The sequence below is a fragment of the Thiothrix winogradskyi genome, from assembly GCF_021650935.1.
Classification (GTDB): domain Bacteria; phylum Pseudomonadota; class Gammaproteobacteria; order Thiotrichales; family Thiotrichaceae; genus Thiothrix; species Thiothrix winogradskyi.
The window spans coordinates 845,836-859,310 of sequence record NZ_CP091244.1; the positions used below are offsets into that span (position 1 = coordinate 845,836).

16 protein-coding genes are annotated in these 13,475 nt (G+C 52.1%); 10 read left to right on the forward strand and 6 right to left on the reverse strand.

Annotated features, from left to right (window positions below; translation table 11 throughout):
• Positions 1 to 40: 40 nt before the first annotated feature.
• Positions 41 to 916 carry a fumarylacetoacetate hydrolase family protein gene (locus L2Y54_RS04430; protein ID WP_236500085.1) on the reverse strand — a complete coding sequence of 292 codons (876 nt, stop codon included), beginning with the start codon at positions 914 to 916 and terminating at the stop codon, positions 41 to 43.
• 97 nt (positions 917 to 1,013) lie between these two features.
• Here L2Y54_RS04430 and L2Y54_RS04435 point away from each other — a divergent pair, with 97 nt between their 5' ends.
• Positions 1,014 to 2,321, forward strand: coding sequence for a hemolysin family protein (locus L2Y54_RS04435; RefSeq protein ID WP_236500086.1), 1,308 nt, complete (start codon positions 1,014 to 1,016; stop codon positions 2,319 to 2,321).
• Between the two features lie 26 nt (positions 2,322 to 2,347).
• Here the strand turns inward: L2Y54_RS04435 and L2Y54_RS04440 are convergent, their stop codons facing one another.
• The 3 genes from L2Y54_RS04440 to L2Y54_RS04450 are packed head-to-tail and all read right to left on the reverse strand — an operon-like array spanning position 2,348 to position 4,772.
• Positions 2,348 to 3,130: a sulfite exporter TauE/SafE family protein gene (locus tag L2Y54_RS04440; protein WP_236500089.1), complete on the reverse strand. Its 783-nt coding sequence runs from the start codon at positions 3,128 to 3,130 to the stop codon at positions 2,348 to 2,350.
• 18 nt (positions 3,131 to 3,148) lie between these two features.
• Complete coding sequence (locus tag L2Y54_RS04445) at positions 3,149 to 4,330, reverse strand: hypothetical protein (RefSeq protein WP_236500091.1); 1,182 nt, start codon at positions 4,328 to 4,330, stop codon at positions 3,149 to 3,151.
• 43 nt (positions 4,331 to 4,373) lie between these two features.
• The gene (locus tag L2Y54_RS04450; protein ID WP_236500093.1) at positions 4,374 to 4,772 is read right to left on the reverse strand and encodes a FliH/SctL family protein; all 399 of its coding nucleotides are present in this window, start codon (positions 4,770 to 4,772) and stop codon (positions 4,374 to 4,376) included.
• 131 nt (positions 4,773 to 4,903) lie between these two features.
• Between L2Y54_RS04450 and L2Y54_RS04455 the strand changes: the two genes are divergently transcribed.
• From L2Y54_RS04455 to ruvA, 4 genes are all read left to right on the forward strand, one after another.
• The gene (locus L2Y54_RS04455; RefSeq protein WP_236500094.1) at positions 4,904 to 5,068 is read left to right on the forward strand and encodes a rubredoxin; all 165 of its coding nucleotides are present in this window, start codon (positions 4,904 to 4,906) and stop codon (positions 5,066 to 5,068) included.
• 61 nt (positions 5,069 to 5,129) lie between these two features.
• On the forward strand, positions 5,130 to 5,879 hold the full coding sequence (locus L2Y54_RS04460; RefSeq protein WP_236500097.1) for a YebC/PmpR family DNA-binding transcriptional regulator: 750 nt from the start codon (positions 5,130 to 5,132) through the stop codon (positions 5,877 to 5,879).
• On the forward strand, positions 5,880 to 6,383 hold the full coding sequence (gene ruvC, locus L2Y54_RS04465) for a crossover junction endodeoxyribonuclease RuvC (RefSeq protein WP_236500101.1): 504 nt from the start codon (positions 5,880 to 5,882) through the stop codon (positions 6,381 to 6,383).
• The gene (gene ruvA / locus L2Y54_RS04470) at positions 6,380 to 6,979 is read left to right on the forward strand and encodes a Holliday junction branch migration protein RuvA (RefSeq protein ID WP_236500103.1); all 600 of its coding nucleotides are present in this window, start codon (positions 6,380 to 6,382) and stop codon (positions 6,977 to 6,979) included. The genes ruvC and ruvA overlap by 4 nt, the downstream gene beginning before the upstream one ends.
• Positions 6,980 to 7,514: 535 nt before the next feature.
• Here the strand turns inward: ruvA and mazG are convergent.
• Positions 7,515 to 8,339, reverse strand: coding sequence for a nucleoside triphosphate pyrophosphohydrolase (gene mazG, locus L2Y54_RS04475; RefSeq protein WP_236500106.1), 825 nt, complete (start codon positions 8,337 to 8,339; stop codon positions 7,515 to 7,517).
• Positions 8,340 to 8,464: 125 nt separating this feature from the next.
• Between mazG and L2Y54_RS04480 the strand changes: the two genes are divergently transcribed.
• The 5 genes from L2Y54_RS04480 (at position 8,465) to L2Y54_RS04500 (ending at position 12,692) form a co-directional block, all read left to right on the forward strand.
• Entirely contained in the window at positions 8,465 to 8,806 is a 342-nt protein-coding gene (locus L2Y54_RS04480; RefSeq protein WP_236500108.1) for a hypothetical protein, read from the forward strand.
• Positions 8,807 to 9,078: 272 nt separating this feature from the next.
• Entirely contained in the window at positions 9,079 to 9,684 is a 606-nt protein-coding gene (locus L2Y54_RS21735; protein ID WP_311196222.1) for an OmpA family protein, read from the forward strand.
• A gap of 211 nt (positions 9,685 to 9,895) precedes the next feature.
• Positions 9,896 to 11,023 carry a Re/Si-specific NAD(P)(+) transhydrogenase subunit alpha gene (locus tag L2Y54_RS04490; RefSeq protein WP_236500111.1) on the forward strand — a complete coding sequence of 376 codons (1,128 nt, stop codon included), beginning with the start codon at positions 9,896 to 9,898 and terminating at the stop codon, positions 11,021 to 11,023.
• A gap of 2 nt (positions 11,024 to 11,025) precedes the next feature.
• A complete protein-coding gene (locus L2Y54_RS04495; RefSeq protein WP_210228005.1) occupies positions 11,026 to 11,313 on the forward strand; it encodes an NAD(P) transhydrogenase subunit alpha part 2 in 288 nt (95 codons plus the stop codon).
• A gap of 2 nt (positions 11,314 to 11,315) precedes the next feature.
• Complete coding sequence (locus L2Y54_RS04500) at positions 11,316 to 12,692, forward strand: NAD(P)(+) transhydrogenase (Re/Si-specific) subunit beta (protein ID WP_236500113.1); 1,377 nt, start codon at positions 11,316 to 11,318, stop codon at positions 12,690 to 12,692.
• 54 nt (positions 12,693 to 12,746) lie between these two features.
• Here L2Y54_RS04500 and L2Y54_RS04505 read toward each other — a convergent pair whose 3' ends face one another.
• Positions 12,747 to 13,472, reverse strand: a complete 726-nt coding sequence (locus tag L2Y54_RS04505; RefSeq protein ID WP_236500115.1) for a 4Fe-4S binding protein — start codon at positions 13,470 to 13,472, stop codon at positions 12,747 to 12,749.
• Between the last annotated feature and the right edge of the window lie 3 nt (positions 13,473 to 13,475).

A 13,475-nucleotide genomic window follows, 5' to 3' on the forward strand; every position in this document is an offset into this window, starting at 1 on the left:
TCTAACGTACAATCGGCAAGAATACTTAGGGTAATGATGCTTAGCGTATGGTATTGCGCAACACGCCCACGCCTTCCACCTCACATTCCACCACATCCCCCGCTTGCAAATACTCCGGGGGTTCGCGCACAAAGCCCACGCCACTCGGCGTACCCGTGGCAATCACATCGCCCGCCTCCAATGTCATCCCCCGCGATAGCCATTCAATAATGCTGGCAACATCAAAAATCATATTGCGCGTATTCGATGCCTGTTTCGTCACCCCATTCACCCGACACGCAATCGCCAGCGCTTGTGGATCGGCAATCTCATCCGCCGTCACAATCCAGGGCCCCATTGGGCAACCGCCGTCAATGCTTTTGCCCAGAAAATACTGCTTGTGATTCAACTGAATATCCCGCGCACTCAAATCATTGATCACGGTGTAACCAAACACATGCGCCAAGGCATTCTCACGCGCAATCTTTTTGCCACCTTTGCCTAACACCACGCCCAATTCCGCTTCCCAATCCAGTTGTGAGCAAGTATCCGCGTCAAACGGCACAGTGGCTTCGTGCCCAATCACGCTGGTTGGGCATTTGGTAAACACAATCGGGTATTGCGGCGCTTTGCCGGTGCGCCCGATCTGGTTCGCGGTTTCTTGCGCGTGTTCCAGATAATTCAGCCCTAGGCACATGACGTTTTTACGCGGGCGCGGAATCGGTGCCAGCAGCGTCACGTCCGCCAACGGCACCCGCATTGCCGCCGTCAAGGTGTTACGCACGGTCTGCAAGTCAATGCCGCTATCAATCAACGCCAACATATCGCGCCACGCGGGTTGATCAAACGCCGCATCCAACGCCGGAAGCAGGGCAATCTCCGCCTCGACAATGCCGACAAAACGCTGATTTTGATACTGACAACTGATTAATTTCATGAATTTAGACCAAAAGTGTGGGTGAAATAGCGGAAATAATAACAATCGCAGGTACAATGCCGCCATCCTTTTATAACATCACGGAACCCACAATCTCATGGACATTGCCATATTATTTGGCTTGATTTTCCTCAATGGCTTTTTTGCCATGTCAGAAATTGCTTTAGTCACCGCCCGCAAAACTCGCTTACAAAACCTCGCTCAGCAAGGCGATAATGCCGCAGCTACCGCACTCCGCCTAGGCGAAGACCCCACGTTTTTCCTATCAGCCATACAAATTGGCATCACCTCCATCGGCGTATTAAGCGGGATTGTGGGTGAAGCTGCCTTAAGCCCGCCGTTCAGTGCGTGGTTACAAGGCTTTGGGGTAGAAGTCGACATAGCCAACCCGCTGGCAACCGTGCTGGTGGTGGTGAGCATTACCTATTTTTCCATCGTATTGGGCGAATTGGTGCCCAAACGTATCGGGCAAATCAGCCCAGAAGGGATTGCGCGTTTTGTGGCACATCCGATGCTGTGGCTGGCGATTTTGACCAAGCCTTTCGTAATGCTGTTGTCAGGTTCTACCCGTTTGCTATTGCATTTGCTGGGCGTGAAAGACACCGGCAATAACAGTGTCACCGAAGAAGACATCCACCACCTGTTGAGCGAAGGCTCGGATGCCGGGGTAATTGAGCAGCAAGAACACCAAATGGTGCGCAATGTATTCCGCCTTGATGACCGCCAGATTGCCTCCTTCATGGTTCCGCGCAATAACGTGGTATTTTTAGATGCGGATAAGCCCCTCGCAGAAAGCTTAAACCAAGTGGAAGCGCACCGTTACACCCGTTTCCCCGTGGTGCGCGGCAATTGGGAAGAGGTGCTGGGTTTGGTTAGCACCAGCGAGTTGCTGAATCAATTATTGCGCGGCGAACAACCGAGCCTGACCGAACACCTCAGTCCCGCCGTGTTTGTTCCCGAATCCCTGACTGGCATGGAATTGTTGGAAAACTTCAAAGATTCCGGCGGGCAGATGGTGTTTATCATCGACGAATACGGCGAAATTCAAGGCATTGTCACCTTGCATGACCTCATGGAAGCGATTACCGGCGAATTCAAACCGCAATCGCAGGAGGATGCTTGGGCAATCCAGCGCGAAGATGGCAGTTGGTTGCTGGATGGTTTAATTCCCGTCCCCGAACTCAAAGACCGTTTGGGCTTGCTGAGTGTTCCCGAAGAAGACCGAGGTCGTTACCACACCCTGAGCGGCATGTTGATGCTGATTTTAGGGCGCTTGCCACAAACCACCGACTATTGCGAGTGGGAAGGCTGGCGGCTCGAAGTGGTGGATATGGATGGCACCCGCATTGACAAAGTACTCGCCAGTGCGCTGCCTTCAGACACCACTGACTGCGAATCTTTGTAGGAGCCAGCCATGCTGGCGATCGCTTGCTACAGAAGAGATTTCGTGACTGTTGCTAAGCCGCTAATGCCGTCAACCATCAGTTTGCAGCCGGTGAGGAACAAAAACACGTAAGCGACTTGAAAAAACTGCTTTTCGGGTACGCGGTGATGCAATTTGTAGCCCAACCAAATCCCGAATGCCGCGATGGGCAGCAACAACACTGACGTACTCAAGTTGGTGCTGTTGAACTGCCCCAGCGCGGCGTAAGGAATCAGCTTCACGTAATTCACGATGGTAAAAAACAGCACCGTAGTTGCCTGATACACGGTTTTATCCAGCTTTTGTGGCAATAGGTAAATATTCACCGGGGGACCGCCCGCGTGCGCCACAAAACTGGTGAACCCGGCGATACTGCCCCAAAAAATCCCCGACTTCGCCCCCGGCTTGCCCATCGCCAAGCGCTGGAAGGGCTTAAACCAATAATTCAACGCAAACCCGACTGCAATCAGCCCCACCAATAAACGCACGTCACTGGCTCGAAAATACGTAAAGGTGAGCGCTCCAATCGCAATGCCCAGCAGCGCAGCGGGTAATAATTGCTGAAGGTGCGCCCATGACCAGCGTTTCCAAAAGGCTTTCAGCGCCATCAAATCCATCACGCACAAAATCGGCAGCAAAATCGCCGCCGCTTGCGCCGGGGGCATGGTCAGCGCCATTAACGGCACGCCCAATACCCCCAAACCGCCGCCCATGCCGCCTTTCGAGATGCCGACGATCAGCAGCGCCAGCACAGCCATCGTCAGTGTTAACGGGTCAGATAATATATTCATCGGGCTAAGAAACTGCGCTTAACGGCACGGTTGGTAATGACCATTCGGCCAGCATGGGGCGGACAGCATTTCACCTAAGTTAGCGGCTCGTAACCGTTCACTGACTTCCAGCAAACGGCTCACCAAGCCTTCTTCGACGGCGGCGTAAGCCTCGGAATCGACTTGGCGTTTCACCACAATCCCCAGTAATTCGGTGATCGCATTGCCCACTGAATTCTGCGAAATCGTTACCACCAAGCGCCCTTTGTCATCGCGGAACAGGATTTGCTTGTACGCCGGTCGCCAGCGAATATCGTTGGCAAATTGTGGGTCTTGAATCACTTTTTCGCGCAAATCCCGTGCGACTCGCATAAAACGCTGATTGCCCAGCAGCACATCATCAATCTGATTGGCGAAATTGGCGTTATCCGGCACTCGTGCTTCGCCCGTGGCAACCATCGAGAAAAACGTGCGATAGAAATCCAAAAATCCGCGCAATACTTGCTCGTATTCGTGCCAGAAATACTGGTCTTTTAAACGTTCCGCGCCGCCGACCACTTCCCAACACGGCAAGCCTTGCGGGTAGCCGGTCAAGCGCAATGAGGCTTCTTCGGTGGGCAATAGCTTAAGGATTTGCAGGTCTAACACTTCCAGAAACTTGCGGTAAGCTTCACTTAATTGCCGTAAAAATAACGTGTTATGCCCGCTGTCGGTCAGGTTGGGGTTATTAGCATCGGCTTCCTTGGCATTGCGCAATTCTGCCATCGGGAAAACCATGAAATGATTGTGAATCATGCGGATACTGGGCACACCCGGTTTGTTCAACGGCCAGGTCGAATCCAAACTGGCTTCCCCGCATAAAATCAGGTGTTCGGCAGGGTCGGGGTATTTCTCAAACATGTAATCGCAGATGATTTGCGTCATCTTCGACCAGACTTTCTTTTCCTGACGTTTCATTTGATCGCGGCGTACCGGACGACCCAGCGGGTCAAGAATGCGGCGCGAACAATCCAGAATAATCGAGGTGTCGAATTCCACGCTATGCCCGACGAGCTTGCGGTAGAGCAGTAAATCTTCTGGGGTGCGGAATAAGCCGTTTTCTTCGGCAAGGTTTTTCAGGTTGGCGGGGCTGTTGAAAAATTCCACCTGCGTCATGCCTTCCGGCACTTTCAGGGACATTTGTGGGCAAGGGGTAGCGATTTCACGGGGTGCTGTTTTCATGGGTGCGGTATCACTTTAGTTATGGGAAAACTCCCGTGTGTTTTTACCCCGATCGGAACAGGTATACAAGCAGCAACACGAACAAAGCCAGCAGTAACCAGCCACCAAACTCTTCCCAAAGCATTTTCACCAAACCGGGCTTGGGGGCAGCCGAGGCTTTTTTCTGTTCCGGTTTGGTGTTGATCGCTTTCAGCACTTCTTCTTTCACTTGCTGGTGCAAGTCTTCGTGCATCCCCGGAACGGGTTTGGCATCCACCAAGGTTGTGACCATGTGTTCTTTGATTCCGGCTTTGAGACCGGCTTTCATGCCATCTTCATGACCTTTTTTAAAGCCTTCGCCGACGCCGGTTTTGTAGCCTTCCAGCAGCCCGTGATTCCACCCAGCGCGATACGCCAGCCAGGCCACAATCATTAGTGCCAAACCAAAAAATACCCATATCATGACAACACTCGATTCCTTATGTTTGCTAATGCCAATGGTAGCAAAATCCCTAGCGGCATCCGCCTTTTTGCTTGCCCACACCATTTACCTGAGAATAAGGTCGTTCTTATAACTGACAGGTAGTAGCTTAGATGAAAACGTGGATGTGTGTGGTGTGTGGCTGGATTTACGACGAAGCTAGTGGTTTGCCCGAAGAAGGTATCGCGCCGGGTACGCCTTGGGAAGCGATTCCCGACGATTGGCGCTGCCCGGATTGCGGCGTGGGTAAGGATGATTTTGAGATGATGGAAGTCTGAAACTTTCCGCAATTATGCTAAACTGAGCGGCACTTTTTGAGACTGAAAACGAGAGTTCGACATGGCTGGTCATAGCAAATGGGCAAACATCAAACACCAAAAAGCCGCTGTTGATAAAAAACGCGGCAAAATTTGGACGAAAATCATCCGTGAAATTACCGTCGCCGCCCGCGAAGGCAAAACATCCGACCCCAACACCAACCCGCGCTTGCGCCTTGCGGTGGATAAAGGGCTGAGTGCTAACATGACCCGCGACACCATCGAAAAAGCTTGTAAGCGCGGCGCAGGCGAAACCAACACCGACAATTATGTCGAAGTGCGTTACGAAGGCTATGGCCCCGGCGGAATTGCGGTGATCGTCGAAACCATGACCGATAACGTCAACCGTACTGTGGGCGAAGTGCGCCACGCCCTCACCAAACACGGTGGCAACCTTGGCACGAATGGCTCGGTCGCCTTCCAGTTCAAGAAAATCGGCGTGATGAACTTTGCCCCCGGTCTGGATGAAGAAAAGCTCATGGAAGCCGCATTAGAAGCCGGTGCTGACGACATTCAAATGGACGACGACGGTTCGGCTGAAATCGTCACCACGCCGGAAGATTTCGCTGCCGTTAAAGTCGCCATGATTGCAGCAGGTTTCACGCCTGACCACGATGAAGTCACCATGCGGGCAGACAACTTTACGCTGGTGGAAGGCGATACTGCTGCTAAATTGCTGAAAATGATCGATATGCTGGAAGATTTGGATGATGTGCAAGAAGTCTTCACCAATGCGGATTTCAGCGATGAAGCCTTAGCGGCGCATGGTTAAGTGACCACGCGCCGTATTCTGGGCATTGACCCCGGTTCGCGGATTACCGGAATCGGGATTGTCGACACGGATGGGCGGCGCAATCAGCACGTTTTCAGCACCTGCTTGCGCTTAGGCGATGCATCTTTTCCCGAACGGCTGGGAACGATTTTCAGCGAAATCACCCGCATTATTCGCGAATACCAGCCACTTGAAATGGCGATTGAAAGCGTGTTCGTCTCCAACAACCCCGCATCGGCACTCAAATTGGGGCAAGCGCGAGGGGCGGCGATTTGCGCAGGCGTGATTGCTGGTTTGCCGGTCGCCGAATACAGCCCCAAAGAAGTCAAACAAGCCACCGTCGGCAAAGGTGGTGCGGATAAAGCGCAAGTGCAACACATGGTCAAGCTGCTGCTCAGTTTGCAAGGGCGGTTACAAGTCGATACAGCAGATGCGCTGGCGGTGGCATTGTGCCATGCTCATGCCAGTCACTTGCAACAACGTCTTAGGAGTACCGTAGCATGATTGGATTATTACGCGGTAAATTACTCATCAAACAGCCCCCCGATTTGCTGTTAGATGTGAATGGCGTGGGCTACGAAGTGCAGGCTTCAATGACCACATTCTACGATCTGCCGGAATTGCACCAAGAGGTGACGCTCTATACCCACTTTGTGGTGCGTGAAGACGCGCAATTGCTGTACGGTTTCAGTTCCCAAACCGAGCGCGAATTGTTTCGGCATTTGCTCAAAGTGAATGGCGTTGGCCCCAAAATGGCGCTGGCGATCGTGTCGGGCATGAGTCCAGTGGAATTCAATCAAGTGATTCACGCGGCGGATATTGCCCGCTTAAGCCGCATTCCTGGGGTCGGCAAGAAAACAGCAGAGCGCTTGGTGATTGAATTGCGCGACCGCTTGCCCAAAGCCGAAGCAAGCAGCAGCACGGGGGTTGCCGTTAGCGCCCCGCTTCCATCCGTTTCGATCAGTGATGAAGCTGTCAATGCACTGTTAGCACTCGGTTATAAACCCGCCCAAGCCAGTCAAATGATTGCCGCTTACGAAAATCAAGGCCTGAGTGTGGAAGACATGATCCGTCAAGCCTTGCGAGCTAGTCTGAACTAGGATTTTTAGGATTTAAGGATTAGCAGGATGGGGAGAAGAGACGTTTCTTCATCCTACTAATCTTGTAATCCTAAAAATCCTAGTTCAGACCTGACGCTACAATCTGTCAATGTTGTCACTTTCTGACAGCATCCGCACCTGCCAATCCACTTTGCCAATTCTAATAAAATTATCTTTTGATCAATTAAATTAATGATTTAAGTATGATAGGGTGCGATTGGCACGGGTGTTGCAATATCCTTTGTACAGACTGAGACGGCGAAGACTAGAAGGTCTGGAAGGGACGACAACAATAATAAGAAAGGGTTAAGGAAAGCATTTACCAGCAAGCCCCAAGAGATAGTGAGTAGGCATAAACATTAATAACAATAAAGCGCCTGACCATATCTCGACTTCTCTAACCCCCTACCGATAAGGCGGGGGGGATTTATCAGAAGTCTGGTGTTTTGAACAACAATAACAATAAGCTAATAATAATAACATTTGCCCGTGTTGACTGCCCCCGTTCGTCGGGGGTTTCGTTTTTCAGCGCTATTCAGCTACCGTTTATCTGTTTCTCTTCCTGCTTGGCGATATTCCAAGCATTTTCCATCTGTTCCAGATTAGCCGCTTCCAGCGAAATACCTTGGTCGGTGAGTAGGGTTTCGACCCGCACAAAGCGCCGTTCAAACTTTTGGTTGGATAAACGCAAGGCATTTTCCGCATTCACCCCCAGCAAACGTGCCAGATTGGTTGCGCCCATGAGCACATCGCCAACTTCTTCCTCAATCCGGCTTTGCGATTCACCGTTAGTGACTGCATCCAGCACTTCATCGAGTTCTTCCTGAATTTTAGGAATGACGTGTTGCCAATGTTCCCAATCAAACCCGACCCCGGCAGCGCGGCGCTGAAGTTTCTGGCTGCGGCGTAAGGCAGGCATCGCGGTGGGGATTCCGGCAAAGAATCCAGTTTCGTCCTTTTTTGTGCCACGTTCAGCCTGTTTAATCGCATCCCATGCTTGTTTTTGCTCATGTTCATCGGCGTATACCGTGTCGCCGAAGACATGCGGGTGGCGACGGATCATTTTGCGGGAAATGCCTGCGGCGACATCATGAAAATCGAACAAACCTTGTTCGCTGGCAATTTGCGCCATAAATACAATCTGGAATAACAGATCCCCCAGCTCATCACACAAGGCTGCGGCATCGTGCTTGTCTACTGCATCAGCCACCTCGTACACTTCTTCCAAGGTGTAGGGCAGAATGGTTTGCCAGGTTTGTTTAATGTCCCATGGGCAACCGTGCTCCGGGTCACGCAAGCGGCTCATTATGTTGAGCAATTCATTGATTGGAAGGGTACTTAATCCGTTTTTGCCTTGCATAGCATTTACCTGTAGCGTATCGTGCGTTCGTCGTGCAATATACACAATTGTGGTATTAATGCTACGCTCAAACATAAAGCAAAATCCAACTTACGACTCAAAACCTAGACTTGAAGGAGATCACCATGACTCTGAAACAGATTGCAGGCATTAGCTTTGCTGCTCTGATGCTGGCTACTGCTGGCGCTCACGCGGCTGATATGAAAGTTGTCAAAAATAGCAACGGCGAAGTTGTTAAAAATAGCAACGGCGAATGCGTTCAAGCCGTATACGGCTTCGCGCCAGAAGGTTGTGAAGCAGCACCTGCTCCACCAGCCGCAGCGCCAGCCGCTCCTGTTGCTGCGCCAACGCCACGTGCTGCGCCACGTGCACCAGTTGTCCCTAAAGTGAAAGCGAAAGGCAACTACAAAGGTCCAGTCCAAATGGATGACGCGGCACGTTCCAGCATGAAGCGTTTCGCGAAATAAACCTGACAACGAATCAAGCTACTTGATTCATCAATGGGTTAATAAGCCTCCTTGCCTCACGGTAAGGGGGCTTTTCTTTGTGCCTTTCCCAAGAAAATTCCGCTTGCCTATAGGCACTTACCCAGAAAGTAACCTATAATCTTAGCCGTTGTTGTATATTTAAGACACTATAGTCGTAATCTACGCATTCTGCTGACAGTACTAATTATTTCATGATGCAGAAACGCGGATTCCAACAATCGACACTCAAAACTAGGCTAAAGGAGATCACAATGACTCTGAAGAAAATTGCAGGTATCAGCATTGCTACGATGATGGCAACCATGATGATGACGACTGCTCATGCAGAAGATGGCAAATACGTTCAAAACAGTGCTGGCGAAGCGGTCAAAAATAGCGCTGGCGAATGCGTCAATGCACAATTTGGCAGTAATCCAGAAGGCTGTGAAGCGGCACCGCCTCCACCAGCACCCGCACCAGCTCCGGCTCCAGCGCCCGCACCGGCTCCGGCTCCGGCTCCAAAACCCATCCATCAAATGAGCTTGAGTTCTGATGCTAACTTCGACTTTGACAAAGCGGTACTCAAGCCAGCAGGTCAAGCTAACTTGAATCAGTTCCTGTCTGGTTTGGCTGGTGCAAAAGTAACGGGTATCAGCGTAGTCGGGCATACCGATAGCGTGGGTTCTGATGCTTACAACCAAAAGTTGTCTGAGCAGCGTGCGGCAGCAGTGGCTAACTATTTGGCTAGCAAAGGCGTTCCGGCAGCAGCTATCAAAGCGTCTGGTCAAGGCGAGTCACAACCTGTTGCTAATAATGGCACTAAAGAAGGTCGTGCAGCTAACCGTCGCGTTGACGTGACTGCGAGCGGCACACGCTAAGACCCGCATCTAACCTACACTAAACCTGTAGGGTCTTGATCAAGGAAAAGCCGGGTAAGCCCCGGCTTTTCTTTGGGTGCTATCCGCATGGGAATATTTCATTCCCAGCTAATATTCAGCTAGTATGTTGACCCTTATACGGGTCGGATTGTGCTTTTCCGGCTTAATAACACTCTACATTTTCACCACAATCCTTCTGGAGACAGAACATATGTCAATCAAAGTGGCTGTGCCCAAGGAAACCGCCGAGGGCGAGCGTCGGGTTGCCATCGAATCCAGCGTTATCGCCAAACTCAGCAAATTAGGTGCTGAAGTTTTGGTCGAAACCGGGGCGGGCGCTGCGGCACACCTTCCTGATAGCGCCTTCACCGGGGCAACGCTGGTGGCTACGGCAAACGATCTTTATCAGCAAGCCGACATTGTGCTCAAGGTACAACCCCCGTCTGACGCAGAAATTGCCCAATTAAAAGCGGGCAGTGTGTTAATCGGCATGTTGCAACCTTACCAATCCCCGGAGCGGATTGCGGCACTCAACGCTAAAAATATCACCAGCTTTGCGATGGAGCTGATTCCACGAATTTCGCGGGCGCAGTCGATGGACGTGCTGTCTTCGCAAGCTGCTATCGCTGGTTACAAAGCCGCGATTATGGGTGCTGATCTCGCGCCGCGCTTTTTCCCGATGCTGACCACGGCGGCAGGCACGATTCGCCCCTCCAAAGTCATTATCATTGGCGTGGGCGTGGCAGGTTTGCAGGCAATTGCAACCGCACGGCGTTTGGGCGCAGTGGTTGAAGCCTATGACGTGCGTTCCGCGACCAAAGAGCAAGTGCAATCACTCGGTGCAAAATTCATCGAACTCGGTATTACGGCGGAAGGCACGGGCGGTTACGCCCGCGAACTCACCGCTGAAGAAAAGCAGCAACAGCAAGAAGCCTTGGCGAAACACATTGCTACGGCTGACGTGCTGATTACCACCGCTGCGGTTCCGGGTCGTCCTTCCCCGAAAATCATTCCCGAATCCACGGTGGATGGCATGAAATCCGGCGCGGTCATTATCGACTTGGCAGCGGAAGGCGGCGGCAACTGCACCCTGACACAACCGGGTAAAACCATTGTGCATAACGGTGTGACCATTCACGCGCCCCTCAATGTGCCTAGTCAAGTGCCGGTACATGCGTCTGAAATGTACGCTAAAAACTTGCTCAATTTCCTGACTCCCATGCTGAAAGACGGTGCGTATGCTCCCGACTTCAGCGACGAAGTGATTGCAGGCGCGTTACTCACCCACGAAGGCAAAATCATGAACGCAGCCATTCGCCAACTGGTTGAAGGAGCATAACAATGGAAGGTTTTATCGCCATTTACATCTTCATCCTTGCCGGATTTGTCGGCTATGAAGTGATTTCCAAAGTGCCGGTTATCCTGCACACCCCGCTCATGTCGGGTTCAAATTTCGTTCACGGCATTGTGTTAGTCGGCGCAATGGTCGTGCTAGGTCAGGCAGAAGGCTTTATGGAACAATTGATTGGGTTCATTGCGGTGGTACTGGCAGCGGGTAACGCGGTTGGTGGTTACGTCGTGACCGAACGCATGTTAGAAATGTTTAAAAGCAGCAAAGGGGAGAAATAAGCATGAACCTTTTTGTTGAAATTTTTTACTTGGCAGCCGCAGTGCTGTTCATCCTCGGTCTTAAGCAAATGGCATCGCCGGTCACGGCGCGGCGCGGGATTGTGTGGGCAGGCATCGGCATGGTGCTGGCAACCTTGATTACGTTCGCGCACCCGCACGTCAACACCAATTACTTGCTGATTTTCATCGGGATTGCCGTCGGTGGTGGCATTGCTTGGAAAACCGGTAAAGAAGTCGCAATGACCGATATGCCGCAAATGATTGCGCTCTACAACGGCATGGGCGGCGGTGCGGCGGCGGCGATTGCGGCGGTGGAATTGATTAAGCGTCATGAAATGGATCCGGTGGTGCAATTACTCGCGGTGGCGGGTGCGCTGATTGGTGCGGTAGCATTCTCTGGCTCATTGATTGCCTTCGGTAAGTTGCAAGGTCTGAAACAATTACGCGGGGCTTTCCGCTTTAAGCATCAGCAACGTATCAACGCCGCCTTATTTGTTGTCACCGTGTGGATAGGCTTGGGGATTGCGACCAGCGGGACGGATTACGGCATGTTTGTGCTGTTCCTGTTCTTCGCACTGGCACTGGCGTTTGGGGTGATGATGACGCTGCCGATTGGTGGTGCGGATATGCCGGTAGTGATTTCCCTCTACAACGCTTTCACAGGTCTTGCCGTCGGTTTTGAAGGTTATGTGCTGAATAATCCTGCAATGATGATTGCGGGGGTTGTGGTGGGTGCTGCCGGTATGTTGCTGACGCAATTGATGGCAAAAGCGATGAACCGCCCGATTACCAACGTGCTGTTCAGCAATTTCGGCGAAACCACGGGTGAGGCGCAGGAAGTCAGCGGTTCCATGAAAGCGATTGAAGCTCCTGACGCTGCCATTATGATGGCGTTTGCGGAAAAGGTCATTATCATCCCCGGTTACGGCATGGCAGTCGCGCAAGCGCAGCACAAGGTTTGGGAAATGACCAAGCAATTGCAAGAGCGTGGCGTAACGGTCAAGTTTGCGATTCACCCAGTTGCGGGGCGGATGCCGGGGCACATGAACGTATTGCTGGCGGAAGCGGGCGTGCCGTATGACATTATTTACGATCTGGATGAAATCAACGAAGAATTTCGCACTGCCGATGTGGCGTTGGTGATTGGGGCGAATGACGTGGTGAACCCGATTGCGCGGACTGACCCGAACAGCCCAATTTACGGAATGCCGATTCTGAACGCGGATTACGCCAAGAACGTGATCGTGGTGAAACGCGGTCAAGGGGCGGGGTTCTCTGGGATTGAGAACCACCTGTTCTTCGCCGACAACTGCCGGATGCTGTATGGCGACGGGCAGGCGGTCGCGAATGAATTGATCACGAATATGAAAGAACTGTAACGCGCTTGCGTTCGCTACGGGTGGGGCAGGACGTGTTCTGTCCCACTCAGGCGCTCAGTAAACCTGAAACAGTTGCCGATGATGATTCGTTTGGGCGCAGATTCGGCAGTGCTGTTTTACTGCATTGCCATCCGCCGGGTAGTGAAAATGGCTGCCACACGCCTTACAACGCGCTTGCACCAAAGGAATCGTGGTATTGCCTAATGGCTGATCTGTTGGCTGATTCACTGGCTGCATTTGCCGAACGTTAACCGCATCCCGCTCACACACATCCATACAAATTCCGCATCCCGTGCAATGTTCCGCCTGAATCCGGTAGGCAAGGGCTTGCCCATCGTCACGCTTTTCCAATTGTAACGCCTGATGTGGGCAAAGCTTTATACACGCATCACAGCCATTGCAATTTGCCGCGCTCAGCGTGGGTACGAAGGTGTTGGATGGCAAAGCCACGGGTGGAGCCATGCTGTCGTCGACGGAAAATGCCAAGGCTTTGCGCAAAAACTGGCGGCGGTTGAGGGCGGGTGTGACCTTCACCACCGGGGTATTCCCCACTAATGCCGACTCTGTACAAGCCGTGACACACAAGCCGCAACCATCACAACGCGAGGTATCAATCTTCAGGCTGGCATCATCCAGTATCCACGCCTCCTGTGGGCAGGCATCCACGCAACGGGTGCAGCTCGCCACTTCGCAGAGGCTGTGGACGCAACGTTCAGGGACAATCTCTGGGATCACCCATTCTTGTTTAAGTTGTTTGAACCACCCCAGCGATAAACTCATGGC

Excerpts from the sequence above, each read along its gene's own strand:
- L2Y54_RS04430 (WP_236500085.1), bottom strand. The coding sequence starts at position 916 with ATGAAATTAATCAGTTGTCAGTATCAAAATCAGCGTTTTGTCGGCATT.
- L2Y54_RS04435 (WP_236500086.1), top strand. The coding sequence starts at position 1,014 with ATGGACATTGCCATATTATTTGGCTTGATTTTCCTCAATGGCTTTTTT.
- L2Y54_RS04440 (WP_236500089.1), bottom strand. The coding sequence starts at position 3,130 with ATGAATATATTATCTGACCCGTTAACACTGACGATGGCTGTGCTGGCG.
- L2Y54_RS04445 (WP_236500091.1), bottom strand. The coding sequence starts at position 4,330 with ATGAAAACAGCACCCCGTGAAATCGCTACCCCTTGCCCACAAATGTCC.
- L2Y54_RS04450 (WP_236500093.1), bottom strand. The coding sequence starts at position 4,772 with ATGATATGGGTATTTTTTGGTTTGGCACTAATGATTGTGGCCTGGCTG.
- L2Y54_RS04455 (WP_236500094.1), top strand. The coding sequence starts at position 4,904 with ATGAAAACGTGGATGTGTGTGGTGTGTGGCTGGATTTACGACGAAGCT.
- L2Y54_RS04460 (WP_236500097.1), top strand. The coding sequence starts at position 5,130 with ATGGCTGGTCATAGCAAATGGGCAAACATCAAACACCAAAAAGCCGCT.
- ruvA (WP_236500103.1), top strand. The coding sequence starts at position 6,380 with ATGATTGGATTATTACGCGGTAAATTACTCATCAAACAGCCCCCCGAT.
- mazG (WP_236500106.1), bottom strand. The coding sequence starts at position 8,339 with ATGCAAGGCAAAAACGGATTAAGTACCCTTCCAATCAATGAATTGCTC.
- L2Y54_RS04480 (WP_236500108.1), top strand. The coding sequence starts at position 8,465 with ATGACTCTGAAACAGATTGCAGGCATTAGCTTTGCTGCTCTGATGCTG.
- L2Y54_RS21735 (WP_311196222.1), top strand. The coding sequence starts at position 9,079 with ATGACTCTGAAGAAAATTGCAGGTATCAGCATTGCTACGATGATGGCA.
- L2Y54_RS04490 (WP_236500111.1), top strand. The coding sequence starts at position 9,896 with ATGTCAATCAAAGTGGCTGTGCCCAAGGAAACCGCCGAGGGCGAGCGT.
- L2Y54_RS04495 (WP_210228005.1), top strand. The coding sequence starts at position 11,026 with ATGGAAGGTTTTATCGCCATTTACATCTTCATCCTTGCCGGATTTGTC.
- L2Y54_RS04500 (WP_236500113.1), top strand. The coding sequence starts at position 11,316 with ATGAACCTTTTTGTTGAAATTTTTTACTTGGCAGCCGCAGTGCTGTTC.
- L2Y54_RS04505 (WP_236500115.1), bottom strand. The coding sequence starts at position 13,472 with ATGAGTTTATCGCTGGGGTGGTTCAAACAACTTAAACAAGAATGGGTG.